The following is a 23,933-nucleotide window of genomic DNA, read 5'->3' on the forward strand; positions in this document are numbered from 1 at the left end:
GCCGCTCTGCCGGCCTCCCGATCCGATTGAGGTTTTCATGACCGAAGCATCCACAAAGCCCACTCCCGTCACCGTGCTCACCGGCTATCTCGGCGCCGGCAAGACGACGCTTCTGAACCGTATCCTGTCGGAAAACCACGGCAAGAAATATGCCGTCATCGTCAATGAATTCGGCGAGATCGGCATCGACAACGACCTGATCGTCGAGTCGGATGAAGAAATCTACGAGATGAACAATGGCTGCGTCTGCTGCACCGTGCGCGGCGACCTGATCCGCGTCGTCGAAGGCCTGATGCGCCGCCCCGGCCGTTTTGACGGCATCATTGTCGAGACGACGGGCCTTGCCGATCCGGTCCCGGTCGCTCAGACCTTCTTCATGGATGACGACGTCCGCTCCAAGACCGAGCTCGATGCCGTCGTCGCGCTTGTTGATGCCAAGCATCTGCCGCTGCGCCTGAAGGACAGCCGCGAGGCCGAAGACCAGATCGCCTTTGCCGATGTCGTCGTGATCAACAAGGCGGATCTCGTCAGCCATGACGAACTGCACCAGATCGAACATGTCGTGCGCGCCATCAATCCGTCGGCCCGCATCTACTCGACCACCCGCTCCGGCGTCGATCTCGCAAAGGTGCTCGACCAAGGCGCCTTCAATCTCGAGCGCGCGCTGGAAAACGATCCGCACTTCCTCGATCACGATGCGCCTGATCATGTCTGCGGCCCCGATTGCGGCCATGACCATCATCACCACGATCACCACCATCATGACCACGGGCATGATCATGGGCATGATCATGGGCATGATCATCACGGCCATGGCCATCATGACCACCACCATCACGACCATGCCCCGTCGGCGATCCATGACGTGACAGTGGTTTCCGTCTCCCTGCGCGGCGGCGAGATGAACCCGGACCGCTTCTTCCCCTGGATCCAGAAGGTGACGCAGACGCAAGGTCCCAACATCCTGCGCCTCAAGGGCATCATCGCCTTCAAGGGCGACGAGGAGCGTTACGTCGTGCAGGGCGTGCACATGATCGTCGAAGGCGATCACCAACGCCCGTGGAAGGATGGCGAAAAGCGCGAAAGCCGCCTCGTCTTCATCGGCCGCGACCTTGATCGCGAGAAGCTTGAAGCCAGCTTCAAGGCGTGCGAAGCGACGGCTTGAAGCCGTCGATCTTCGCCTTGCCCGACCTGACGACCAACATAGGATGATCCCGACCCATGCCGACCGTTGCCCCGCTCGACATTGAAGGCCACGTGCTGGCAACCCACTTTCTCGGCGAAACACCCGTCTTCGCGGCGTCAGGTGGCACCATTCACCGCCTGGATGGCGGCGAGAAGGTGACCGATATCGGCGCGGGACTGCTGACCTGTGTCAAGGATCCGGCCAACCAGACGCTGTTGACAGGCGGCGAAGACGGCCGCGTGCTGCGCATTGCCAATGACGGGACGCTGACAGAACTGGCCCATGTCCCGCGCAAGTGGATCAACGTCGTCGCCCCCGGCCCGCAGGGCGCGATTGCCTATGCGCAGGGCAAATCCGCGATCGTACGGCTTGCCGACGGCTCCACCAAGGAGTTCCACGAGGAGCGTACGGTCGAGGCAATCGACTTCGCGCCGAAAGGTCTGCGCATCGCCGTTGCGCGCTACAACGGTGTGACGCTGCATTGGGTCGCCACATCGGGTGCCCCGGTCGATCTGGAATGGAAGGGGGCTCATACCGGCGTCACCTTCTCGCCGGACGGTCGCTTCGTCGTCACCACCATGCAGGAAAGCGCCCTGCATGGCTGGAAGCTCGATGGCAAGAGCGCGGATGCCCGTCACATGCGCATGACCGGCTATCCGGCCAAGGTCAAATCGCTGTCCTGGTCGCCCAAGGGCAAGTGGCTGGCCTCATCCGGCGCGCCGGCAGCCATCGTCTGGCCTTTCGCCAGCAAGGACGGCCCGATGGGCAAGGCGCCGCTCGAACTCGGCACGCGCGCCAACATCCTGGTGACCCAGGTCGCCTTCCATCCGCTGGAAGAGGTGCTCGCCATCGGCTTCATCGACGGCATGATCCTTGCCGTGCGGATCGCCGACGGCAAGGAAGCACTGCTGCGCCGCCCCGGCAAGGGCGCGATTACCGGCTTGGCCTGGAGTGCCACGGGCAAGCTCTTGAGCTTCGCTTCGGAGGCTGGCGACTGCGGGGTCATCGACATCTCCGCGTGACAGGGCCTCCCGTAATCGGAAAAGGCAACTCCCTTTCACAACTTTGCAGGGACATCCGACCAAAAATGGGCTGAGATCTGGCACTTTCAGCCGCTAACGATGTGTCAACCTTAACCGGTCGGCAACGATTTTGGCGTCTGATCGATGCGGCTGACAAAAAACCTCCCATAAACCAGCCGGTAGCCCGATTTTTTCTTCACCCGATTTTGTGACCACGGCAGCGCGCCGGGGATAGGCTTGCCTGTGCAAGCATGTCACCGCCCCTTCCCGTGCGGATGGACACGCCATGAATTTTTCACTCAAACACGCCATCACGGCCGCAGGCCTCGTTCTGACCGCCGGTATTGTGCTTGTCGCCGGCATCGGCGCCCAGACATTGAAGACCTTGAAGGTCAATGGACCGATCTACCAGGAGATCGTCGACGGCAAGGATCTGATCGCCGATATCCTGCCACCGCCGCTTTACCTGATCGAGTCCTACGCGCTCGCCAACGAGACCGCGCTGCATCCGGATACACAGGCGGTAAATCTTCCCAAGATCGAGGTCCTGCGGAAGCTCTATGAAGAGCGACGTCAGTATTGGAAAACATCCACCCTTCCAGCAACACTGCAGGACAAGCTCTACAATGCGGTTCTGACCAAGGGCGATCGCTTCTGGCAATCCATGGAGCAAGCGTATCTTCCCGCCATCGCTACCAAGAACACAGTCAGTCTCAATGCCGCACTATCGCTGCTGAAGACGCAATTTCACGACCATGAAACCTCGGTCAACGAACTCGTCTCGAGCGCCGGAACATATCTTGTGGATCGAGAGGCGTTCGCGGCAGAAGAAAGTGCCAGCCGGGAAGCCATGGCGCTCACACTCGGTCTGCTGCTGATCGCAACCGCACTCGGCACCGTCTATTTCATCCGCCGTCGCGCGCTCAATCCGCTTGGCGAGATCTCCGGTTATATGACGCAGATGGCGCACGGCTCCTATGGGCAAAGCGTGCCGCATTCGCAAAGACAGGACGAGATCGGCGAGATTGCCGCAGCGGTCGAAGTCTTCCGCAAGGCAGGTCTCGACAATCAAAGATTGGAAGCCGAAGCCGAGCAGGCACGCGCCCTGATGGACGGGGAACGCAGCCAGCGCGATCGCGACCGTCTGTTGGAGGCCGAAGCCCTGCGCTTCGTCATCGAAACACTGGGTGCCGGCCTGCAGCGTCTGGCGGACTGCAACATTCGCACGACACTGGATGACGCCTTCGACGCACGCTTCGAGCGGTTGAGGGCCGATTTCAACCAGTCGCTCGCGACATTCCGGACCACGCTGGAACAGGTCCAGGTTGAAACGGACCGACTGCGGACGAACAGCCAGGAAATGCGCGAGGCGTCTGCCAATCTGGCCAAACGCACAGAGCAGCAGGCGGCAGCGCTGGAACAGACTTCCGCCGCCCTTGAACAGGTCACCACCACCGTGACCACCTCGGCAGAGCGGACGCAGGACACGCGCCGCCTCGTGGAAGACGCCAAGCACTCCGCAACCTCCTCCGCAGCCATTGTCGGCGCGGCGGTCACGGCCATGGAACGCATCGAGCAGGCCTCGTCCGAGATCGGCCAGATCATCGGCGTGATCGATGAGATCGCCTTCCAGACGAATCTTCTGGCGCTCAATGCCGGTGTTGAGGCCGCTCGCGCTGGCGAGGCCGGCAAAGGCTTCGCCGTCGTTGCGCAAGAGGTTCGCGAACTTGCGCAACGGTCTGCAACAGCAGCCCGCGACATCAAGGGCCTGATCGAAAAGTCAGGCAACGAAGTCGCCTCGGGCGTCAGGCTGGTCGGGGAGACGGGGGCCGCACTCGAGACGATCGGAGAATTCGTCTCCCGCATCGACACCAATGTCGACGCCATCGCGACTGCGGCGAAAGAGCAGGCCCTCGGCCTGAAGGAAATCAGCGGTGCGATTGCCGATATCGACAAGATGACCCAAGGCAATGCCGCCATGGTGGAGGAAACGACCGCTATCAGCCATGCTCTGGCGACGGGGGCAGCCGATCTTGCGACGGTCGTCGGTCGCTTCCAGCTCACCGATGGCGGTCACCGCAGGATTGCCGAGCCTACGACAGGAACCCGCCGGTCCGCCGCCTGAGCTTTCTGAACGAAGAAACGCCCGGCTCGCCTTGCGGCGGGCCGGGCGCCCTGGAGGTCTAGACGTTCTAGACTTAGAACTTCACGCCGAGGCCGACATTGACCACGTGCTGGTCGAACTTGACGTCAACGCCGTCGAGGTTGCCGCTGCCGAAGTCGTTGTAGCGGTATTCAACGCGGGTGAACATGCGGTCGGTGAGGGCGTAGTCGACGCCAGCGCCAACGGTCCAGCCGTGCAGCGTGTCGTCAGCGCTGAAGCTGCCTACGTTGGCTTCGATGTTGGTGCCCGTGTAACCGGCAGCTGCGAAGAACAGGGCGCGATCCATGGCGTAACCGGCGCGAGCGCGTGCCGACCAGTTCAGGCCGCTCTTGCCTTCGAGCGCCGTACCGAGAACGTTTTCTTCGTTCCAGTCGTAGTTTACGTCGCCTTCGAGACCGACGACGAAGCCGCCAGACATCTGCCAGTTATAGCCGGCAAAGCCACCGAAACGTGCGCCGTCGAAGCTTTCTTCGATAACGCCTTCAACCTCGCCATTGCCGAAGCCGTAGCCGCCATTCGCACCGAGGTAACCACCGGCCCACGAGAATGCAGCAGGTTCAGCAGCCACCGGCGGCTCAGCCGGGGCTTCGTAGATGGCGTCTGCGGCAAGCGCTGCAGTCGAGATCGACAGGGAAGCGACGGTAGCGAGAAGGATGGACTTGATCATGATGCGTACTCCAATGTTGTATGGAGCGTTTCTTAACTGCCGGCCTCGTTTGTGTCTGTAACTATTATATCACATAATCACAAAAGCAGAACGCCCAGTCATCGGCGTGGATGACTGGGCGTTCGACAAACGGAAAGCTCGGCGATCAGAACTTCACGCCGAAGCCAACATTGACCACATGCTGGTTGAAGTCGACGTCGGCACCGGCGACCTTGGTGCTGCCGAAGTCGTTGTAGCGGTACTCAAGGCGGGTGAAAATGCGATCGGTCACAGCGAAGTCGACACCACCGCCGACAGTCCAGCCAATTGCAGTCCCCTCATCGCTGAAGCAAGGGTCGAATGCCTTGAACTCCGTTGCAGCAACACCACCTGCAGCAAAAATCAGGGCGCGATCGAAAGCATAGCCCGCACGGATCCGGCCGGAACCGTTCAGACCACCTTCGACATTGACGCCGGCCAGTTTGCCGTCGTTCCAGTCATAGTTCAGGTCGCCTTCGAGACCGACGACGAACCCATTCGAGAACTGCCAGTTATAACCTGCAAAGCCGCCGAGCCGCGCGCCATCAACGCTTGCGGACCCAAAGCGGTCAATCGAGGCATCGCCGAAGCCGTAACCCGTGTGGGCACCGGCATAGCCACCGGCCCAGGAAAAACCAGGTGTCTCTTCAACCGGCGCCAGCGGCGCTTCCGGGGCTGCAAAATCGGCATCTGCAGCGAGTGTGGTGGTGGAAATCGCGATGGCTGCAATGGAAGCCAGAAGAACAGTCTTGATCATGTTAAAAGCTCCTAGATGGGGTTTTCCGGTCTTTCTTCTCTCCATTGCCGCTCACCCTTATCGGGGTGTTCGCAGCAAAGAAGGAGAAGCCGGGTTTCCCCCCTGCCGAGCACGAAAACTGTGCATCGGCCCCTCTCCAAGACGGGCTCTAGAAGGCAATTGGTGCTGTGCTAAGGCCGGAAAAAGGCATTTTAGTCGAAGCAGGCCACAATACTTTTGGCCGAAGTTGTCGCCAAGCAACAGATTGGCGTTCGACCTGTGACCCACAGCACAAATACTTGAATTTATCTAATAAAACGCCCGGCCATTCGGTTGGAATGGCCGGGCGTCCGGAGGTCAAAAAAAAATCTGGCTTAGAACTTCACACCAAGACCGACATTGACGACGTGCTGGTCGAACTTGACGTCGTTGCCACCAACATCGCCCGTGCCGAAGTCGTTGTAGCGATACTCGACGCGGGTGAACATGCGGTCGGTCAACGCGTAGTCTACGCCACCACCGACGGTCCAGCCGTGCATCGTATCATCACCGACGCCGTCGGCTTCGATCTGGGTGCCCGTGTAACCACCGGCTGCGAAGAGCAGCGCGCGGTCCATGGCGTAGCCGACGCGGGCGCGGGCCGAGCCGCTGAAACCGGTCTTCACGTCTGCACCAGCAAGGTTTTCTTCATTCCAGTCGTAGTTCAGGTCGCCTTCGAGACCGACCAGGAAGCCGCTCGACATCTGCCAGTTATAACCGGCAAAGCCGCCGAAGCGGGCACCGTCAAAGCTTTCAGTGCCGGTACCGACGAGTTCGCCGTCACCCCAGCCGTAGCCGGTGTGAATACCAGCATAGCCGCCGGCCCAGGTGAAGGCAGGCGCCGTCTCGACGGCAACCGGCGGCTCGGCAGGCGCCTCGTAGATGGCGTCAGCGGCGAATGCCGTGGTCGATACCGCAAGCATTGCGGCCGAACCGAGAAGGATGCTCTTAATCATGTGTTTCACTCCTGTGTTACAAGATCGGTTGTAACGCCATTCAGGTTTCTGCGTGTGATCATCACATTGCACAGCAACTGGAATTAAGCCGGCGTCCCGTTCCCGCCCGAGCGTTTGTTTCGCGCCGGAACTCGATCCCAGAAGGGTGTAGAGAAAGAATGGTTCCCTGATATGGCCGAAAAAAGGTCATTGCTATGGAACCTGCCTAGAAGCTTTTGCCCACCGTTGCCAAATAGCAACAAAAAAGGCGGCCACTGCAACCGGCCGCCTTCTGTTTAATTCTCTTTAATCAGATAGTTAGAAGCGATATGTGACGCCTGCACCGATCAACCAGGGATCAAGCTTGGCTTTGCCGGAATAATCCGTGCCAACAATTGTGGCGTCGAAGTCGGCCTTGAGGAAGAGTTTCTTCACGTCGAAGTTCAGACCCCAATGATCGTTGATCATGTAGTCCGTACCGACTTGCAGGGCTGCACCAAAGGTGTTCTTCACGTCGAGATCGCTCGCCGCAGCCCCCTTCTGGCTATAGAACATGGTGTAGTTGATGCCGGCGCCGACATAGGGCTTGAAGGCACCGAAGTCGGTGAAGTGATACTGCAACGTCAGGGTCGGCGGCAGCACCCAGGTTTTGCCGAGCTTGCCGAGACCCGCGATATCCCCCTCGCCGTAAACATTTGCATAGGTGGTGCCGAGGATGAGTTCGGCCGCGATGTTGTCGGTGAAGTAATAGCTGATATCCAGCTCGGGAATGACGCTGTCGCTATAGGAGAGGTCAGCGCCGCCGATCTGGTCGACCGACCCCTTGTCATTGGTGATGACGCCGAGACCCCGCACGCGCACCTGCCACGGGCTGAGCGCCGCGACATCCTCAACGGCCACGGGCGCGGGCTCCTGCGCCGCCGGCAGATCCGCGGCCATCGCCGCCGCCGACGACAAGAGCAGAAGGGTCGCTGTGGCGACAAGGCTGCGGGTTGAGATGGTCCGGACGCGGGTCATTGGTCTCTCCTTGTAATGACATAGTGGCATCAGCCGGAGACAGCTAGCAGGCGGACGGACCTTGGGCGGTTGAGCTAAATCAATATGTTAGAAGTCAGTTATGAGAAATAATGATCATCATTGTGATTGTTGCACATCTGCCATAGCCAGACTTGACGATTGAAAATCGCAGAGCGGATCCTGGTGGCGATCATCCCGCGACAGGCCTTGTGTGATCATGGCTCAAGCAAAAGGCCCGGCGCGACGAATCGCGACCGGGCCTTTGCAAGGCACGCCTTCCGGGAGGCTGTCAGGCCGCGCGACGGAAATCCGTCGGCTGCGACAGCCGTCGACCGGAGGCGACCATCATGCCGGCGGCACCTTGAAGCCAGCCTGGCACGAGTTCGAGTGCAAGGAAGCGCTCACGGGCGAAAGGCCCCGGCATCACGAGGTGCTGCGTCTTCTCCGCAAAGAAGCCGAAGCGCTCGTAATAGGCGGCATCGCCAACCAGCAGCACCGCGCCATGCCCACGCTTGCGGGCTTCGGTGATCGCAGCCCGCATCAGTGCCGAGCCGATGCCCTTGCCCTCATGGGCGGCATCCACCGCAAGCGGCCCCAAAAGCAGCGCATCCACTGCCCTGCCCTCGGCATTCACGCCAGCTTCAACGTTCCAAAGCCGCACCGTGCCGATGACATGGCCGTCGCGGTCCCGCGCCACAAGCGCCAGCCCTTCAGCCGGAATGCGGTTGCGGCGGATCTTCTCCGACGACTTCTTGCGGCGATCCCGGCCCATGGAGCGGTCGAGCAGCGCTTCGCGCGCCACGACGTCAGCAGGCGTTTCATGATCGATGACAAAGGCAGGCGTCGCCTGAAAAAGCGCACGCATGCCATCCAGAACAGCGGCCATTCTGGCCTCCCATCCCAAGCAGTGACGATGATTGTGAAGGTCCGTGCCGGTTTGCCGGCACGGGAGACGTCAGATGACGTAAGACTTCAGCGGCTCGAAGCCATTGAACGCCACCGCCGAATAGGTGGTGGTGTAGGCGCCGGTGCCCTCGATCAGAACCTCGTCGCCGATCGAAAGCGTGATCGGCAGCGGATACATGTTCTTCTCGTACATCACGTCGGCCGAATCGCAGGTCGGGCCGGCCAGCACGCAAGGCGCCATCTCGTCGGCGTCATGGGCGGTGCGGATCGGGTAACGGATCGCTTCGTCCATGGTTTCGGCCAGACCGCCGAACTTGCCGATGTCGAGGAACACCCAGCGGTTCTCGTCATTATCAGACTTCTTCGAGATCAGTACGACTTCCGCCTTGATCACGCCGGCATTGCCGACCATGCCGCGGCCCGGCTCGATGATGGTCTGCGGGATGTTGTTGCCGAAGTGCTTCTTCAGCGACGCCTTGATTGCCAGACCATAAGCTTCTGCCGACGGAATGTCGCGCAGGTACTTGGTCGGGAAACCACCACCCATGTTGACCATCTTCAAGACGATGCCCTGCTTGGCCAGCGACGCAAAAACGCGCTTGGCATCGGCAAGGGCGCCGTCCCAGGCATCGACCTTGGTCATCTGCGAACCGACATGGAACGAGACGCCGAAGCTCTCGAGACCCAGCTGATGCGCATAGACCAGAACGTCGACGGCCATCTGCGGCACGCAACCGAACTTGCGGGAAAGCGGCCATTCGGCGCCTTCACCATCGGTCAGGACGCGGCAGAACACGCGGGCGCCGGGAGCGGCACGCGCGATCTTCTCGACTTCCTCATGGCTGTCGACAGCATAGAGGTTGACGCCGAGCGCAAACGCGCGGGCAATGTCGCGCTCCTTCTTGATGGTGTTGCCGAAGGAGATGCGCGAGGCATCCGCACCGGCATCGAGCGCCATCTGGATTTCGGCAACGGAAGCGCAGTCGAAGTTCGAGCCGAGCGAGGCCAGGAGCTGGAGGATCTCTGGGGCCGGGTTCGCCTTGACTGCGTAGTAGATGGCGCTGTCCGGCAGGGCATGACGGAAGGCGCCGAAATTGTCGCGCACCACGTCGAGGTCGACCACGAGGCAGGGACCTTCCGGACGTCGGGTGTTGATGAAGTCGAGGATACGTGCAGTGGTCATCGGTCAACCTTCCATAGGCCAGGGATATCCGAAGCGGCCAAGCTTCGAATGGACAAAGGACGGCGAGACATCGCTCGAAACCAGTCGGTGGAGACACCGGACCCGAACGAACGCTCGACGCGCGAAACGATGGATGAACGCACTCTTGCCTGAGCGCAAAAATCCGCTTTGTCTGCCATGGATTGGAGGGAGACCCTACCGCACTTCCGGCAATGATGGTGTGCCTCTTCAGTACCCCGGCTGATGGAAAGCCGGCAGAGAACCAGAAAGGCCCGCACCGTCGTTGCTTCAAGATGTCCTCGCATTTCCCGGTTGGCCGGAATAGCGACTGGAGGGGTTAGTTCCAGGTACCTTACCGATGACCTCACCTTAGGGATAAATCCCAATTCGAGGGTCGGCGGACACCCACAGGCACGTGCGACTTTGGGCAAGCACGGAAATAAGAAAAGCCTCCGTCATAATCAAGAGTTTTTTCAACCAGGGGGGAAGTTTTTTGGAGCCACCCGTCACCGCTATTGAACGGCGCGGCGCAATTGTTCAAAATCTGGGAAAAACGATGGCGGAGCGATATGGACACCCTGACCAGAATTCGGGCTTTCATCGAGGTGGTCGAGGCTGAAGGTTTTTCAGCCGCAGCCCGCAAGACCGGTCGCTCCAAGGCGCTTCTTTCCAAATATGTCAAGGAGTTGGAGGACGAACTTGGCGCGCTTCTGCTCAATCGGACAACCCGCCAGTTCTCTCTAACCGAGGCTGGGCACACCTATTATCGCACCGCCGCCGACATCCTGAAGGAGATCGACAACCTTGCCGATCTCGTGCGCGAGAACAATGCCGACCTCAAGGGAAAATTGAAGGTCACCGTGCCGCGCACCTTCATCGACGCCGATGTCGGCCAGTCGCTGATCGATTTTGCCAAGGAAAACCCGGAACTTTCGCTGGAGATTCTCGCCGAAGACCGATTCGTCGACCTGATCGAGGAGGGATTCGATCTCGGCATCCGAATCACCAAGCTTGACGATTCCGGCATGATCGCCCGCAAGCTCTCCGACTTTCGCGTCTATGCCTGCGCCACCCCGGATTTCGTCGCGGCCAAAGGCCCGCTTCTCCATCCGACCGATCTGACCCGCGTGCCCTTTCTGATCGACACCAATTCGCGCTCCCACAACAGCCTTCGCTTCATCGACGCCGAGGGGGAAACGATTTCCGTCAGCGTCAGCGGCCCGATCGAGGTCAACAGCCCGCAGGCAACGCTGAGGGCAGCCCGTGCCGGATTGGGCGTGGCCATGATCCCCGATTTCATCGCAAGGCCACATCTGCAGTCGGGTGAACTGGTGTCGCTGTTCGACGACTTCATTGCCAAGGACCGCGGCATCTATGCGGTCTACCCGCATCGCCGCTACCTGCCGGCCAAGGTGCGCGCCTTCGTCGACTATCTTCACGCATGGTTCAAACGCTATTCCTGAGCGAACCTAACGGCAGAAGTCCCATTTTCGTCCCATTCGTCCGACAAGGGCAAAGAGCATTACGGGCATTCGGGGGAAGGCATAACATTATGCAAAAAGGTCTCGCAGCCGGCCTTGCGATCATCGCAGCGGGCTTTGCATCGCCGGCACTCTCGCATCCGCACATCTTTGCCGAGGCGCGGGTCGAAATCGTCTCCGGCGACGACGGCTCCTTCAAGGAACTGCGCCATGTCTGGCGCTTCGACGACGTGTTCTCCGCCAGCGTCCTGATGGACTACGACAAGAACAGCGATCTCAAGCTCGACCCGGCAGAGCTGAAGGAAATCGCCGATACGATCCGCGAATCGCTGGCCGATTACAGCTACTTTACCTTCGTCACGAAGGACGGCGCAGATGCGGCGATTGCCAAGCCAGACGTCTTCAATGTCGATTATCGCGAGAACCAGCTGCTGATCTTCTTCGTCGCCAAGCCCAAGGCACCGCTGACAATCGGCGGCAAGATGACCTTCGGGGTCTATGACCCGACACTCTACACGGCCATCGACTTTGCCAATGACTCTGACCTTGTCGTCGAAGGCGCAAGTTTTGCGGCCTGCAGCCACAAGGTCGTGCGGCCCGATCCCGATCAGATCCTCGCCCAGAACCAGGCCAACCTGACCGAGGCCTTTTTCAATGATCCCGCCGGCAACGACATGGGCAAGCTGTTTGCCACGCGCATGGAGATCACATGCTGAGCCGGCCGGCAAACCTGCACCGCGTGCTTCCTCTCGTGATGCTCGCGGCAGCGATTTGCCTGGCGCTGGCGCCAACCCTTGCGCTTGCCGCCTCCCCGCTCGGCGTCGGCAGCGCCGAGGCAAGCTACCAGCCCACGAGCGGTCCCTTCGCCGGATTGCTTCTTTGGATCAACAACCACCAGCAGGACTTCTACCGCGCGCTCACCGGATCCTTGAAGGCGATGCGCGAAGATCCCGGCGCGCTGGCCGGCCTGATCGGCCTTTCCTTTGCCTATGGCATCTTTCACGCCGCAGGCCCCGGCCACGGCAAGGCCGTCATCTCGTCCTATATGCTTGCCAATGAAATCGAGCTGAGGCGCGGCATTCTCGTGTCCTTCGTGTCCGCCTTCCTGCAGGGATTCGTCGCAATTGCCGTGGTCGGGGCCGCTTACCTGGTGCTGCGCGGTACGGCGGTCACCATGACCATGGCAACCCAGGCGCTGGAAACGGCAAGCTATGCGATGATTGTCGCCTTCGGCTTCTGGCTGCTGTGGAAGAAAGTAAAGCCGTTGCAAATGCGCGCGCTGCGCCCTGCCGCATCAACCGATAGCCTCTTTGCAGAAGCAGCTCTACCGCAAGGCACGCTGGCAACACGAGCGGCGCCTGCGTCAGGCTTCAGGGCCGATGCGATCGATCACAGTCACGACGCCCTGTCACCAGGCTCGGTCTGCCATGAATGCGGGATCGCACACGCGCCCGACCCGGGCCTGCTGCGCGGCACGTTCCACCTGCGCGATGCCTGGTCTGCCGTCATCGCGGTCGGTCTGCGCCCCTGCTCCGGCGCGCTTCTCGTCATGACCTTTTCGATCCTCAACGGGCTGATCCTGGGCGGGGTTCTGTCGGTGCTGGCCATGGCCTTCGGCACCGCCCTCACCGTCTCGCTGCTTGCAACGCTTGCCGTCAGCGCCAAGGGCCTGGCCCTCAAGCTATCGGGACCGGGGTCGCGGCGTGCCGGCTTCGTCGCAAGCACAATCGAGGTCGTCGCCGCCGTGACGGTCATCGCCCTCGGCGCGCTTTTGCTCGCCGCCAGCCTTCAGTCCTGATTTATTCGCCGTCGCGGCTCTGCTGATAGCGGGCGCGCAGCCACAAAATGGCAAAGATCGCCATCAGCGCGATGCCACCAATCACGGCAGCGGTGACCGGAGAATATTTGCCGATCCACATCACGACCGTCGGCACCACCAGGATCAAGCCGAACACCACGACAAAGACGACACCGGCAGACGCCGCAGGCGAGCGCGACGGAGCCGCACCATCCATGAGCGCAGCGGTTCGCTTCTTCGGCGGCGGCACAAGGCGGAAGAGATAGATCACGCCCGCAATCGCAATACAGATACCAACCGACCAGGCAATGGTCGCATTGCCAAGGCTGGCGTAAGCCAGTGCCAGCGCCGTCACGGCCGTGCCCACATAGAGGATGATGGAATAGATATTGGGTTTCACAAGCTCGCTCACTTCATCCTTGAGAGGGCAGATTGGCACGGATGTCTTCCAGGCGCCGCTTCTGCTGGCCGCTCTCATCAAAATTCTCCGGCGCTAGCCAGGCCTCGAAGGCGGCTTTCAACTGCGGCCATTCGCCATCGATCATCGAGAACCATGCGGTATCGCGGTTCTTGCCTTTCGACAGCATGTGCTGGCGGAAAACACCCTCGAAGCTGAAGCCCAGCCGCTGCGCCGTCACCTTGCTCGGCGTATTGTCATTGTGGCACTTCCACTCGTAGCGACGATAGCCGAGATCCTCGAAGACATGCCGTGCCAAGAGGTAGTGCGCTTCCGTCGACAGCGGAGACCGGCTCATCGCCGGACCATGCGCGACCCCGCCGATTTCTACCACACCATTGGCCGGATCGGGCCGCATGTAGTTTGCCAGCCCAACAACATCGCCGGAGGCCTTGTCGCGAAAGACCTCGGTCACCCAGCCGCCCTTCTGGGCATTTTGCAGCCAGGTGTCGAAATCCTCGATACCGGCAAAATCGGGCTGCGTGAAATAGGTGAGAAGCGGATTGATCGCGAGGCCGCCAAAGGCCGTCCAAAGGGCGTCGAGATGAAGAGAACGATCATAGGGTTCAATGACGACAAACTGCCCCTCGAGCCTCACCGGCTGAGGGGTCGGGCATCCCTTGAACATCGAAAGATCGCGCATCACAGCCTCCGGCAAATCTTGTCGCCCGAGGCTTAGGCCACCGGCCCACTAAAGGCAACCGGCGCGGACCTGCAAAGCCCGGACCGGTTGCCGCAGGGATCAGAGGCTGATCTTGGCGGAGGCGACGGTCGCTTCGATGTGATCGACCAGACCGTCTTCCAGACCGAGGCGCCCCGCGAGCATGTCGAGATAGCCGCGCTCGGTGCGGGTATCCGGCTCGATGGTGAGGCGCGAGGCGGTGTAGATTTCAACCCTCTGCTCTTCTGTCTTGGCGGAAGCAACCAGCGCATCGAGATCAACCGGCTTGGCAAGCTCCGCCTCGATGAAGGCTTCTGCCTCCGCGCCCAGGCCGGACAGATGCACCTTGTCCATGATGCGCGCGCGCTCATCCGCATCGATATGCCCATCGGCCTTGGCCGCACCGATCATGGCGCGCACCAGCGACAGCGCGAAATCATTGGAAACAGCCTCGGGCTCTGTGCTGAACGGGCTGTCGCTCGGCGGCGGCAACAGCTCCGGCAGAGCCTGGGTCGGCTCGGCAGGCTGGCCGGACTTGTAGTTCTTGTAGGCCTGATAGCCAAGGCCGGCGATCACGGCGAGGCCGCCAAGCTTCAAGGCATTGCTGCCCAGCGAGCGACCGGTCTTGGTTCCGAGAAGGACCGATGCCAGCGCACCGGTCTTCCACGGATTGTTCTTGGCAAGCCCGAGAAGGTCGTTGCCCTTTTGCCCCACGCTGCCGGTCGTTCCCGGCATTTGCGATCCGAGGAACTGGTCGAGAAGCTTCTTGGCATCGAACATCGCGGTCTCCTTGTAAGTTGCGTTGCTTCCTAGATAGGGAGCCACCGCCAAATTACAAAGACCATGCGACCGTCGTGTGATATTAAGCCTTGAGGGCCGCCGCTTCCTCTGCAAGCTTGGTAATGCCTGCCCAATCACCGGCAGCGACGAGTTCCTTCGGTGCAACCCACGATCCGCCGACGCAGACGACGTTGGGCAGCGACAGATAGTCCCTGGCATTCTTCAGCGAAATGCTGCCGGTCGGGCAGAACAGCGTCCCGGCGAGCGGCGAGGAGAGCGCCTTGAGATAGGCGGCACCGCCGGCCTGCTCGGCGGGGAAGAACTTCATCACCTTGTAGCCTTCTTCGCGCAGTGCCATCACCTCGGAGGCGGTTGCGGCGCCGGGAAGCAGCGGAATGTCCGAGCCGCGAGCGACGTCGAGCAGTTCCTGCGTTGTGCCCGGGCTGACGATGAACTGCGATCCGGCATCGACCGCGGCATGGAAATGGGATGCATTGAGGATCGTGCCGGCACCGACCACGGCCCCCTCCACTTCCTGCGCGACAAGGCGCACGGCTTCAAGCGCGGCATCGGTGCGCAAGGTGATTTCGATCGCCTTCAAACCACCGGCCACCAGCGCCTTTGCCAGCGGCACCGCTGTCTTCGCATCCTCGATGATCAGAACCGGAACAACCGGCTGCAGCTTCAGGGTGGACAGGAGTCTTTCGGTTTTTTCGCCCATGGCAATGGCCTCTTTTCAAACGATTAGATTGTGACAATCCCTAACGCGGCGATCATACAATGTCGAGCGCGACAGGATAGAGAATCTTTACGGTTTCCTAAGGCAAGGTAGTCAGATAAGGTTGCAATGCAAAATTCCGCTCGGGGTATCGGCGTATGGCGAAGGAAATTGAACGCAAGTTTCTCGTCCGCAGCGATGATTGGCAATCCGCCGTCACTTCAGAGACGCGCATGAAACAGGCCTATCTCGTTGCCGGAAGCGACCGTTCTGTTCGTATTCGCACCCGCAATGACACGACGGCGCAACTGACCTTGAAGTTCGGCACGAACAGTCTTGTGCGCGACGAGTTCGAATATCCGGTCCCTTATGCCGATGCGCTTGAGATGATGGGCCAGGCCACCGGCACCGTCATCGAAAAGACGCGCTATACCGTGAGCTACCGTGGTTTCATCTGGGAGATCGACGTCTTTGGCGGCGCTTATCAGGGGCTCGTGATCGCAGAAGTCGAGATGGCGTCGGAAAACGACAATCCCCCGCTTCCGCTTTGGCTGGGCCGCGAGGTCACAGGCGACAGCCGTTATTCCAACCAGGTTCTCGCCACCCAGCGCCCTCGCCCGGAACTGGTGCATGCCATATCGCATTGATCCACGCCGCAATCTTGGCAAGGAGTTGCACGCTCTGGCCGTCGCGCAGTTGGATGAGGCGGCGAGAACCCTGGACTACAGGCCCGACGGGCTGCACGCCGCCATTCATGTCGCCCGCAAGAAACTCAAGCTTGTGGGCAACCTCTATCGGCTTTTTCAAGCCATCGACCCAGACGGTTGCCGGCGTCGGAACAAGCGACTGCGCAATATTGCCCGCGACCTCTCACGTCTGCGCGATGCCACAGCGCTTATCGAAACCGTCGACCACCTGTTCGGGCATGTGTTGAACGAGGACGAGACGCGCGTGCTGACAGAAGCGAGGACAGCGCTATCTGCTCGGCGTGATCGCATCGCCGAAACCGAGATGGACCTCCATGCAACGGTCACCAATGCGGCAGCCCTTTGCCGTATTTCAATTGAAGAGGCTGACATTCTCAAAACCGACGCAACGCGGGGACAGGCTGCGCGGCAACTGGCAAGAGGCTGGAGCAAGGGCCTTTTGCGGGCCAAAACAGCCATGGACATTTGCAAGGGTGAAGGGCACGGCGAGGCCTTCCACGATTTGCGCAAGGCAGCCCAAGCCTATTGGATGAACCTCTCGCTATTCCGCGATCTCTGGCCGAGCGCCTTTGCCGCAAAACAGTCCCAGGCAAAGAGCCTCGTTGATCTGCTCGGGCACGAAAACGATCTTTCAGTTCTGACAGCCCTGATTGATGAGGAGCCGGATCTCTTCGGCGACGGCGCAGACCAGTCTTTTCTACTCGCCATCATCATCAGACGACAGCAGCAGTTGCGACGCGAAGCACTGTCCCTGGCGCAGACGGTATTTTCTGATGGCCCGCGGAATGAAGCACTTGTCATCGCAAGGCTTTGGCGGGCTGGCGCCAAGTAGAGTCAACACCGCACTGCAACATGGCTTCAAATGAACCATTCCTGTTCAGGATGCGGTTGCGAATGTCATACGCCGACCAATCTATTTAAATCGATATAAATGCCGGGCATGGAAGATCCCCTCGAGCGACTTGGGTTTGGGGGACAGATGTTTCGTCGACGAATTTTAGCACTGGCAGTCTCTGCCTTTCTACTGCCGGCAACCGGTTTTGCCGCAGATGCGCAACCACTTTATTTCAATGCCAATGGCAATGCGGAAAAGAGCCTGCCCTTCAAGGTTCTAAAACTGGCGCTTGAAAAGAGTGGCAAACAGATCGCGCTGACGCCGGCGCCGATCCAGTACAGCAACAGTGCGGCCCAGATTGAGGCGATCGCCAACGGCGCCCAGCTCGATATCGTCTGGGCAAGCGCTTCGAAGGCAACGTCGGGGAAGCTTCTGTCCGTGCCGTTTCCAGTGGATGGCGGCCTGCTCGGTTGGCGCGTTTTTCTGATCGATGGTGCCCGCCAGGCCGAATTCGACAAGGTGAAGAGCTTTGAAGACATCAGCAAATTTGTCGCCCTCCAGGGCGCCGGCTGGGCGGATGTCGCCACACTGCGCGAAGCCGGACTGACGGTCCGCACCGGCCCAAAGAAGAACCTCTACAAGATGACGGTCGGCGGGCGTGGCGACTATTTTGCCCGCGCCACCTATGAGGCGATCGCCGAGCAGAAAGCGGAGGTGGAGAACGTTCCCTCCCTCGCGATCGAGAAGTCTCTGGTGCTGCAGTATCCAGCAACGACAGTTTTCTACGTTTCAAAAGACAAACCCGGCCTTCGCGATGATATCGCCCGCGGCCTGGAGACCGCGTTCAATGACGGCAGCTACCGCAAGCTCTTCCTGGAAGACGCGAATGTGAAAGCCGCCCTGACCGACGGCAACCTGAAAACCAGAACGGTTATCCGCATCAAAAATCCGAACTTCCCGGACGAACTGGCGAGCATCGATCCGAAATACTGGTTCGACCCGCAGAAGTAATGTCGAGCTCGCGATTTTTATCAAAACAGATTTTGGCTGGGATATTATGAAAAACAAAACTTCGATCCGCACACAGGTCATGGTGCCGTCGCTCGCCCTCATGATTGCCGGGCTCTGCGCGCTCGGCGCCTATTCGGGCTGGTCCCGCGCCGAAAGCATGAGAAGTGCCTTTGAGGACAAGATCAACATTACCTCCTCGATGGCGGCATCCGGTGCATCGACGGCACTGTGGCAGTTCGATGCGGATCTTGCCAAGCAGACCTTTGGTCCGGCAGCCTCGGATCGCGACTTCCGCGCGGCGATGATTGTGGATCCGACCGGCAAGTCCTTCTTCGCCAGCGGCGACCAATCCGCCATCGACAGCGGCATCAAGGCCGCAGCGACCGCCGGATCCTCGACAAGTGGCGCCCTCAATTTCTCGATTATTCCTTTGACCCACACGGAGGAGAAGGAAAACAAGGTCATGACCATCGGCACCATGGTCCTTGCCTTCGACAACACCGCCATCGCGGCTGACACACAGGCCTCGATCTTCGGCCTTGCCGCCATTGCGCTTGCAACGCTCCTCGCTGCTGCCGCCGCACTCTTCTTCCTCTTGCGCTCCATCACAACGCCGGTCGTGACACTGTCCAATGTCATGGCCCAGCTCTCCTCCGGCCACCTGGACACGGAAGTGCCGAACCAGAACCGGGGCGATGAAATCGGCGACATGTCGCGCGCGGTCCAGTATTTCAAGGAAAGCGTGAAGTCCTCGGCGATCCTTCAGCGCGAAGCCGATATCAGCCGCAAGCGCGAGGAAGACCAGCGCCGCTTGTCTGCCGAGAAGGAACATCAGCAGTTTGCCGCCATGACCCAGGCAACGGATGGTCTGGCGCACGCGCTGAAGTCTCTGGCCTCGGGCGATCTCGGGGTCCGGATCGAAGAGGCCTTCTCACCGGAATACGAAGATCTGCGCAATCACTTCAACGATGCCGCTCGTCAGCTGTCCCAGACACTGACCGTGGTCAACCGCACGGCAACGAACATCGATGCCGGCACCCGCGACATCGCCGGCAACACCAATGATCTGGCACGCCGCACAGAACAGCAGGCCTCCTCGCTGGAAGAAACCGCAGCCGCGCTGGAAGAAATCACCACCAACATCACCTCCACGCTGAAGTTGACGGAAGAAGCAAGCCGTGTGGCCCGCGAAGCCGGCGACAACGCAACCCATTCCGGCGAGGTCATGTCCTCGGCTGTCGAAGCGATGAGCCGCATCGAAAACAGTGCGACCCAGATCGCCAATATCATTGGCGTCATCGATGAAATCGCCTTCCAGACCAACCTTCTTGCGCTGAACGCCGGCGTTGAGGCAGCCCGTGCGGGTGAAGCCGGCAAGGGTTTTGCCGTCGTTGCCCAGGAAGTCCGCGAGCTTGCGCAGCGTTCCGCAACCGCTGCCCGCGAGATCAAGAGCCTGATCCAGAATTCCACCAAGGAAGTCGCGATCGGCGTGGAGCTGGTCTCCAACACCGGCGTCGCCCTCTCCGGCATCGGCCAGCTGATCGTTGCCATCAACGAACGCGTCGCAGCCATTGCCACCGCTACCCGTGAACAGTCATCGGGCCTCGCTGAGATCAACAGCGCACTCAACCAGATGGACCAGAGCACGCAGCACAATGCGGCCATGGTCGAGGAAACGAGTGCGGCCTCCGCTTCGCTCGCCAATGAGGCCGAGCAGCTGCGTCAGCTCGTTGAGCAATTCAGGCTTGGTACGGAGGCAAACGCCCGCACCCTTGCCCGCGCAGCGTAACGACACAAGCACAGACCATCAGACATGCGCCCGGCCCGGCCAAACCCAGGCCGGGCACTTTTTTAAGTGCTGTGGGGATCTGGCCGGCGTAAATTGACGAAATTCAAACTTTCGCTCGTGCGACGAAATCCGTTGCCTCGCAGGGGTGAAAGCAGTATTTCGCTGCCATGACAGACAGCCTCACCACTCCCCGCCCCGAAGCCGTCGGCGCCTTTTGCGTCGCCGCTCTCTATCACTTTGCAAAATTTCCGCGCTTCGAGACGTTTCGCGAGCCGCTGGAAACGCTCTGCAAAAACGAGGGCATCAAGGGCACCCTTCTCATTGCCCATGAAGGCATCAATGGCACGATTGCCGGCACCGATGCGGCCATCGCCAAGGTTCTGGCCTTCCTGCGCAGCCAGCCGGAATTTGCCAAGCTGGAGCACAAGGAAAGCCGTGCCTCCAAGATGCCCTTCCTGCGCACGAAGGTGCGCCTGAAGAAGGAAATCGTCACCATGGGCGTCGAGGACATCGACCCCAACGAGATCGTCGGTACCTATGTCGATCCGAAGGATTGGAATGCACTGATCTCCGATCCGGAGACCATCGTCATCGATACGCGCAACGATTACGAGACGGCAATCGGCATCTTCCGCGGCGCGGTCGATCCCAACACCAAGACCTTTCGCGAGTTTCCGGATTGGGTGAAGAACAATCCAGGCCTTCATAACAAGCCGAAGATCGCGATGTACTGCACCGGCGGCATCCGCTGCGAAAAGGCAACAGCCTTCATGAAGCAGCAGGGTTTCGAAGAGGTCTACCACCTCAAGGGCGGGATCCTGAAATATCTGGAGGACGTGCCGGAACAGGAAAGCCTGTGGGATGGCGCCTGCTTCGTCTTCGACGAACGCGTCTCGGTGACGCACGGCCTGCAGGAAGGCAACCACAAGCTCTGCCATGCCTGCCGCAATCCGATCACGGCAGAAGAGCTAACCCATCCGCATTACGAGGAAGGCGTCTCCTGCAGCCATTGTTACGAGACGCGCACAGAGGCCGACCGTGACCGCTATCGTCAGCGCCAGCTGCAGATCGCGCTGGCGAAGAAGCGCGGAGACAAGCATATCGGCGGCTGAATGCCGCCGACTACCCGTTGCATGGAGGGCTGCCGTTTAGCCCGAGATCGCATCGCCGCGATGCCAATCTCGGATACCCCAGTTGCGGATGCGCATGCGCGGTGCAATCACCATGGCGATGAATGGCGCGAGCACAAAGCTGAGGACCACGACGGTCGGGAGCAGGATTTTCGCGTGTGCGGCAAGGGCCGGCACTGAAAGCACGGTGATGACGCCTGCGCCAAACAACACAGCATTGATCATCATGCTACAGACGATCTTGAGCCAGGTATCGGTGGTGAACATGTCTTTCTCCTTCTGTGACGGAAAAAGACGTCAACCACAGTTTGGTTCCGAACGACCGTCTTGTGAATTGTGCCCGCCCTCCAATGTGGACGCTGGCTGCTTCAGCTGGCCATGCGCTAGTCGCTCAGCAAACCATCTCGGCGATGCGCCGCAAAGGCCATTTCGGCGGCCTTTGCGCGCGGCAGCATCGACCGCGCGCGGTAGGCGTCGATATCGGCTGGAACTGACGGGCGGCCGAAAAGATAACCCTGCAACTGGTCGCAACCGGCAAGCCTGAGGATCACGGCCTGCTGCTCGGTCTCCACACCCTCTGCCGTTACCGGAATGTTCAGCGAGCGGGCCAGCGCCACGGTTGCCTGCAGCATTTCGATGGCCCGATGCCCTTCGCTCAGCGCCTGAATGAGCGACCGGTCGATCTTCATGCGGTCGAAGCCAAACTGGCGCAGATAGCCGACGCTGGAGAAGCCGACACCGAAATCGTCAAGCGCGATCTTCACGCCGATCTTGCGCAAGCGATCAAGGGCAGCCTTGGCGCGCTCGGCATTCTGGATGAAGTAGGTCTCCGTCATTTCGAGCGTCACCCGATAGGGCTCGATATTCGCATCGACGAAAAGCGCTTCGACCCGCTCGACAAAGGCGGGATCGCGGAACTGTCCGGGAGAGATATTGACCGAGAGGCGCACGCCTGGCCAGCGCTGCAACTGCCGAAGGGCCATTTCCAGAACGCACAGGCCAAGCCTGTCGATCAGGCCGCTGGCTTCGGCAATCGGAATGAAGACATCCGGCGAAACAGGACCATGTCCGCGCCGCGTCCAGCGCGCCAGGGCTTCGACGCTTACAAGATCGAAGCTGTGTGCATCGACAATCGGCTGATAGACCACCGAAATCTCGCCGGCTTGTATCGCCGCTCTGAGATCCAGTTCGAGCTGATTGCGGAGCTCCCGTTCGTCATCCATCCGTGGATCGTAGAAACTCGAGCGCCCCCGCCCGCTGTCCTTGGAGGCATACATCGCCATATCCGCCCGGCGGATCAGCTCGGCGGTGGAGACCGTACCGGCTGACGACGCACACAGGCCGATGCTGCAGCCCACCACGACCATGCGTTCGCCAAGCAGCAGTGGCTCGTTGAAGAAGCTGATGATGGCATCCGACAGCTCATTAGCCCGCAAATCCGCGTCAACACCCTTGAGCACGACCGCGAATTCGTCGCCCCCGATGCGGGCAATGCCTGAGCGGTCTCCGACCAGAACTTCAAGCCCTGCGGCGACCGCGCGGATGAGCTTGTCGCCTGTGGCATGACCATAGGCGTCGTTGATTTCCTTGAACCCGTCGAGATCGAGGTAGAGAAGGATGACCGTCTCCCCGTCCGCCCGTGCCTCGGCGACCTTCTCGTCGAGGATGCGGAACAGGCCTTCCCGATTGGCAACGCCGCTCAGCCGATCGGTCACGGACAAGGCCACCGCCGCCTGCTCATCGCCGCGAATACGGCGAATGACGGCAAGACCGAAAAGGAAAAGCGCCACGCAAAACAGGCCGAGAATGACAAGCGCCGTCGCAACAAGGGGTTTGACCTGGTCGCGGCTCACATCGCCGGGAGCGCGAGGCACCCAGGCAAGTGCTGCAATCTCTTCGCCTGACTGGCTCTCCACCGCGACACGATGCGTCGAGCGGATGGACGCCGGCACGAGCGACAGGCCTGGCAAAACATAGGCGGCACCAAGACGCTCCACCGTATCGCCCGTCAGATGCCGGAAAAACACGAGATAGGCCCGTCGTTCAGGTGGCTCGACCATTGTGCCGGACTTCATCCGGATCAGGGCGACACCGGCCACGCTGATGCCCTTGTCGGTGCGAACATAGGCCGAAACCTGCGGCACGCCATTGGCCTCCCGCGCTTGCACCTTTTTCAGCATGGCAACGATATCGGATCTCAGAAAGCCCGTCGGCGTCTCCTGCATCGGGACGCCGTCGGAATAGGCCATCAGCGCTCGGCCTTGCCGGTCGACAAGGATCGCAACATCGAAGAGATCGCTGTCATAGGTCATATCGCCGAAATTGCGGTCGGCCCAGTCGCCAGGGGTTTGCGCATAGACATTGTCGGCGGCATCGTCCCAGGCAGCATAGTCGTTGAGTGTCGCATCCAGCTGATGGCGAAAGGTCTGCAGGGCGCCGATCAGCGTCTCCCGCGTTCGCTCTTCATCGAGATGATTGGCATAGGACGCCACCCGATCCAGCGCCATCATGACCAGGGCGGTGACAACCAGCGCCACAAAACCGGACAGTAGCAGCATCGAGGCGATCGCGATGCGCCTGTTCAAAAGGGCTTTTAGCCCGAAATGCACTGCCGATTGCCGCATCAGGTTGACCTTGGATCGAAGACTTACCCTGCATTGCAATAGGTTCAATTAGACTTAACGTGTAATCCC

Annotated in this window: 23 protein-coding genes; 11 read left to right on the forward strand and 12 right to left on the reverse strand. The window is 60.3% G+C overall.

Annotated features, from left to right (window positions below; translation table 11 throughout):
• Positions 1-37: 37 nt before the first annotated feature.
• The 3 genes from FAA97_RS16385 to FAA97_RS16395 all read left to right on the forward strand — a co-directional run bounded on the left by FAA97_RS16385 (position 38) and on the right by FAA97_RS16395 (position 4,333).
• Positions 38-1,165, forward strand: coding sequence for a CobW family GTP-binding protein (locus FAA97_RS16385; RefSeq protein WP_136599633.1), 1,128 nt, complete (start codon positions 38-40; stop codon positions 1,163-1,165).
• 56 nt (positions 1,166-1,221) lie between these two features.
• Entirely contained in the window at positions 1,222-2,208 is a 987-nt protein-coding gene (locus tag FAA97_RS16390) for a WD40 repeat domain-containing protein (protein WP_136599634.1), read from the forward strand.
• A gap of 286 nt (positions 2,209-2,494) precedes the next feature.
• Entirely contained in the window at positions 2,495-4,333 is a 1,839-nt protein-coding gene (locus tag FAA97_RS16395) for a methyl-accepting chemotaxis protein (RefSeq protein WP_136599635.1), read from the forward strand.
• Between the two features lie 73 nt (positions 4,334-4,406).
• On the opposite strand, the gene FAA97_RS16400 is transcribed toward FAA97_RS16395, so the two are convergent.
• The 6 genes from FAA97_RS16400 to odc2 all read right to left on the reverse strand — a co-directional run bounded on the left by FAA97_RS16400 (position 4,407) and on the right by odc2 (position 9,873).
• Positions 4,407-5,039 carry an outer membrane protein gene (locus tag FAA97_RS16400; protein WP_136599636.1) on the reverse strand — a complete coding sequence of 211 codons (633 nt, stop codon included), beginning with the start codon at positions 5,037-5,039 and terminating at the stop codon, positions 4,407-4,409.
• Positions 5,040-5,184: 145 nt separating this feature from the next.
• On the reverse strand, positions 5,185-5,814 hold the full coding sequence (locus FAA97_RS16405) for an outer membrane protein (RefSeq protein WP_136599637.1): 630 nt from the start codon (positions 5,812-5,814) through the stop codon (positions 5,185-5,187).
• 353 nt (positions 5,815-6,167) lie between these two features.
• Positions 6,168-6,788, reverse strand: coding sequence for an outer membrane protein (locus FAA97_RS16410; RefSeq protein ID WP_136599638.1), 621 nt, complete (start codon positions 6,786-6,788; stop codon positions 6,168-6,170).
• Positions 6,789-7,085: 297 nt separating this feature from the next.
• On the reverse strand, positions 7,086-7,784 hold the full coding sequence (locus tag FAA97_RS16415) for an OmpW/AlkL family protein (RefSeq protein ID WP_136599639.1): 699 nt from the start codon (positions 7,782-7,784) through the stop codon (positions 7,086-7,088).
• A gap of 289 nt (positions 7,785-8,073) precedes the next feature.
• Positions 8,074-8,670: a GNAT family N-acetyltransferase gene (locus FAA97_RS16420; RefSeq protein ID WP_136599640.1), complete on the reverse strand. Its 597-nt coding sequence runs from the start codon at positions 8,668-8,670 to the stop codon at positions 8,074-8,076.
• 69 nt (positions 8,671-8,739) lie between these two features.
• Complete coding sequence (gene odc2 / locus FAA97_RS16425) at positions 8,740-9,873, reverse strand: ornithine/lysine decarboxylase (RefSeq protein ID WP_136599641.1); 1,134 nt, start codon at positions 9,871-9,873, stop codon at positions 8,740-8,742.
• A 569-nt stretch (positions 9,874-10,442) separates the two neighbouring features.
• On the opposite strand from odc2, the gene FAA97_RS16430 reads away from it, so the two are divergent.
• The 3 genes from FAA97_RS16430 to FAA97_RS16440 all read left to right on the forward strand — a co-directional run bounded on the left by FAA97_RS16430 (position 10,443) and on the right by FAA97_RS16440 (position 13,152).
• Positions 10,443-11,336 (forward strand): LysR family transcriptional regulator, encoded by an 894-nt coding sequence (locus tag FAA97_RS16430; protein WP_136599642.1) that lies wholly within the window; start codon positions 10,443-10,445, stop codon positions 11,334-11,336.
• Positions 11,337-11,425: 89 nt separating this feature from the next.
• On the forward strand, positions 11,426-12,070 hold the full coding sequence (locus tag FAA97_RS16435) for a DUF1007 family protein (protein WP_136599643.1): 645 nt from the start codon (positions 11,426-11,428) through the stop codon (positions 12,068-12,070).
• Positions 12,064-13,152, forward strand: a complete 1,089-nt coding sequence (locus tag FAA97_RS16440) for a nickel/cobalt transporter (RefSeq protein WP_168801021.1) — start codon at positions 12,064-12,066, stop codon at positions 13,150-13,152. Before FAA97_RS16435 ends, FAA97_RS16440 begins: the two co-directional genes overlap by 7 nt.
• 1 nt (position 13,153) lies before the next feature.
• Here the strand turns inward: FAA97_RS16440 and FAA97_RS21315 are convergent, their stop codons facing one another.
• From FAA97_RS21315 to FAA97_RS16460, 4 genes are all read right to left on the reverse strand, one after another.
• Positions 13,154-13,591, reverse strand: coding sequence for a hypothetical protein (locus FAA97_RS21315; protein WP_246041519.1), 438 nt, complete (start codon positions 13,589-13,591; stop codon positions 13,154-13,156).
• Complete coding sequence (locus FAA97_RS16450) at positions 13,566-14,252, reverse strand: GNAT family N-acetyltransferase (protein WP_136599644.1); 687 nt, start codon at positions 14,250-14,252, stop codon at positions 13,566-13,568. The genes FAA97_RS21315 and FAA97_RS16450 overlap by 26 nt, the downstream gene beginning before the upstream one ends.
• 99 nt (positions 14,253-14,351) lie before the next feature.
• Positions 14,352-15,050, reverse strand: coding sequence for a tellurite resistance TerB family protein (locus tag FAA97_RS16455; RefSeq protein ID WP_136599645.1), 699 nt, complete (start codon positions 15,048-15,050; stop codon positions 14,352-14,354).
• Between the two features lie 82 nt (positions 15,051-15,132).
• A complete protein-coding gene (locus tag FAA97_RS16460) occupies positions 15,133-15,771 on the reverse strand; it encodes a 2-dehydro-3-deoxy-phosphogluconate aldolase (protein ID WP_136599646.1) in 639 nt (212 codons plus the stop codon).
• 155 nt (positions 15,772-15,926) lie between these two features.
• On the opposite strand from FAA97_RS16460, the gene FAA97_RS16465 reads away from it, so the two are divergent.
• From FAA97_RS16465 to trhO, 5 genes are all read left to right on the forward strand, one after another.
• Positions 15,927-16,415 carry a CYTH domain-containing protein gene (locus FAA97_RS16465; protein WP_136599647.1) on the forward strand — a complete coding sequence of 163 codons (489 nt, stop codon included), beginning with the start codon at positions 15,927-15,929 and terminating at the stop codon, positions 16,413-16,415.
• Positions 16,399-17,307 carry a CHAD domain-containing protein gene (locus FAA97_RS16470; RefSeq protein ID WP_136599648.1) on the forward strand — a complete coding sequence of 303 codons (909 nt, stop codon included), beginning with the start codon at positions 16,399-16,401 and terminating at the stop codon, positions 17,305-17,307. The genes FAA97_RS16465 and FAA97_RS16470 overlap by 17 nt, the downstream gene beginning before the upstream one ends.
• A 147-nt stretch (positions 17,308-17,454) precedes the next feature.
• Positions 17,455-18,321 carry a hypothetical protein gene (locus FAA97_RS16475; protein ID WP_136599649.1) on the forward strand — a complete coding sequence of 289 codons (867 nt, stop codon included), beginning with the start codon at positions 17,455-17,457 and terminating at the stop codon, positions 18,319-18,321.
• Positions 18,322-18,367: 46 nt separating this feature from the next.
• On the forward strand, positions 18,368-20,110 hold the full coding sequence (locus FAA97_RS16480) for a methyl-accepting chemotaxis protein (RefSeq protein WP_136599650.1): 1,743 nt from the start codon (positions 18,368-18,370) through the stop codon (positions 20,108-20,110).
• A gap of 167 nt (positions 20,111-20,277) precedes the next feature.
• On the forward strand, positions 20,278-21,222 hold the full coding sequence (gene trhO / locus FAA97_RS16485; protein WP_136599651.1) for an oxygen-dependent tRNA uridine(34) hydroxylase TrhO: 945 nt from the start codon (positions 20,278-20,280) through the stop codon (positions 21,220-21,222).
• Between the two features lie 36 nt (positions 21,223-21,258).
• Here trhO and FAA97_RS16490 read toward each other — a convergent pair whose 3' ends face one another.
• Together FAA97_RS16490 and FAA97_RS16495 are read right to left on the reverse strand one after the other, a co-directional pair.
• Complete coding sequence (locus FAA97_RS16490) at positions 21,259-21,507, reverse strand: hypothetical protein (RefSeq protein WP_206110039.1); 249 nt, start codon at positions 21,505-21,507, stop codon at positions 21,259-21,261.
• A 116-nt stretch (positions 21,508-21,623) separates the two neighbouring features.
• Positions 21,624-23,864: a putative bifunctional diguanylate cyclase/phosphodiesterase gene (locus FAA97_RS16495; RefSeq protein WP_246041520.1), complete on the reverse strand. Its 2,241-nt coding sequence runs from the start codon at positions 23,862-23,864 to the stop codon at positions 21,624-21,626.
• Positions 23,865-23,933 lie beyond the last annotated feature (69 nt).

The organism is Peteryoungia ipomoeae (genome assembly GCF_004912165.1).
In the GTDB taxonomy this organism is placed as follows: domain Bacteria; phylum Pseudomonadota; class Alphaproteobacteria; order Rhizobiales; family Rhizobiaceae; genus Allorhizobium; species Allorhizobium ipomoeae.

Excerpts from the sequence above, each read along its gene's own strand:
- FAA97_RS16455 (WP_136599645.1), bottom strand. The coding sequence starts at position 15,050 with ATGTTCGATGCCAAGAAGCTTCTCGACCAGTTCCTCGGATCGCAAATG.
- FAA97_RS16385 (WP_136599633.1), top strand. The coding sequence starts at position 38 with ATGACCGAAGCATCCACAAAGCCCACTCCCGTCACCGTGCTCACCGGC.
- FAA97_RS16410 (WP_136599638.1), bottom strand. The coding sequence starts at position 6,788 with ATGATTAAGAGCATCCTTCTCGGTTCGGCCGCAATGCTTGCGGTATCG.
- FAA97_RS16470 (WP_136599648.1), top strand. The coding sequence starts at position 16,399 with ATGCCATATCGCATTGATCCACGCCGCAATCTTGGCAAGGAGTTGCAC.
- FAA97_RS16440 (WP_168801021.1), top strand. The coding sequence starts at position 12,064 with ATGCTGAGCCGGCCGGCAAACCTGCACCGCGTGCTTCCTCTCGTGATG.
- FAA97_RS16490 (WP_206110039.1), bottom strand. The coding sequence starts at position 21,507 with ATGTTCACCACCGATACCTGGCTCAAGATCGTCTGTAGCATGATGATC.
- FAA97_RS16405 (WP_136599637.1), bottom strand. The coding sequence starts at position 5,814 with ATGATCAAGACTGTTCTTCTGGCTTCCATTGCAGCCATCGCGATTTCC.
- trhO (WP_136599651.1), top strand. The coding sequence starts at position 20,278 with ATGACAGACAGCCTCACCACTCCCCGCCCCGAAGCCGTCGGCGCCTTT.
- FAA97_RS16400 (WP_136599636.1), bottom strand. The coding sequence starts at position 5,039 with ATGATCAAGTCCATCCTTCTCGCTACCGTCGCTTCCCTGTCGATCTCG.
- FAA97_RS16420 (WP_136599640.1), bottom strand. The coding sequence starts at position 8,670 with ATGGCCGCTGTTCTGGATGGCATGCGTGCGCTTTTTCAGGCGACGCCT.
- FAA97_RS16475 (WP_136599649.1), top strand. The coding sequence starts at position 17,455 with ATGTTTCGTCGACGAATTTTAGCACTGGCAGTCTCTGCCTTTCTACTG.
- FAA97_RS16480 (WP_136599650.1), top strand. The coding sequence starts at position 18,368 with ATGAAAAACAAAACTTCGATCCGCACACAGGTCATGGTGCCGTCGCTC.
- FAA97_RS16465 (WP_136599647.1), top strand. The coding sequence starts at position 15,927 with ATGGCGAAGGAAATTGAACGCAAGTTTCTCGTCCGCAGCGATGATTGG.
- FAA97_RS16415 (WP_136599639.1), bottom strand. The coding sequence starts at position 7,784 with ATGACCCGCGTCCGGACCATCTCAACCCGCAGCCTTGTCGCCACAGCG.
- FAA97_RS16435 (WP_136599643.1), top strand. The coding sequence starts at position 11,426 with ATGCAAAAAGGTCTCGCAGCCGGCCTTGCGATCATCGCAGCGGGCTTT.
- FAA97_RS16495 (WP_246041520.1), bottom strand. The coding sequence starts at position 23,864 with ATGCGGCAATCGGCAGTGCATTTCGGGCTAAAAGCCCTTTTGAACAGG.
- FAA97_RS16460 (WP_136599646.1), bottom strand. The coding sequence starts at position 15,771 with ATGGGCGAAAAAACCGAAAGACTCCTGTCCACCCTGAAGCTGCAGCCG.
- odc2 (WP_136599641.1), bottom strand. The coding sequence starts at position 9,873 with ATGACCACTGCACGTATCCTCGACTTCATCAACACCCGACGTCCGGAA.
- FAA97_RS16395 (WP_136599635.1), top strand. The coding sequence starts at position 2,495 with ATGAATTTTTCACTCAAACACGCCATCACGGCCGCAGGCCTCGTTCTG.
- FAA97_RS16430 (WP_136599642.1), top strand. The coding sequence starts at position 10,443 with ATGGACACCCTGACCAGAATTCGGGCTTTCATCGAGGTGGTCGAGGCT.
- FAA97_RS16390 (WP_136599634.1), top strand. The coding sequence starts at position 1,222 with ATGCCGACCGTTGCCCCGCTCGACATTGAAGGCCACGTGCTGGCAACC.
- FAA97_RS16450 (WP_136599644.1), bottom strand. The coding sequence starts at position 14,252 with ATGCGCGATCTTTCGATGTTCAAGGGATGCCCGACCCCTCAGCCGGTG.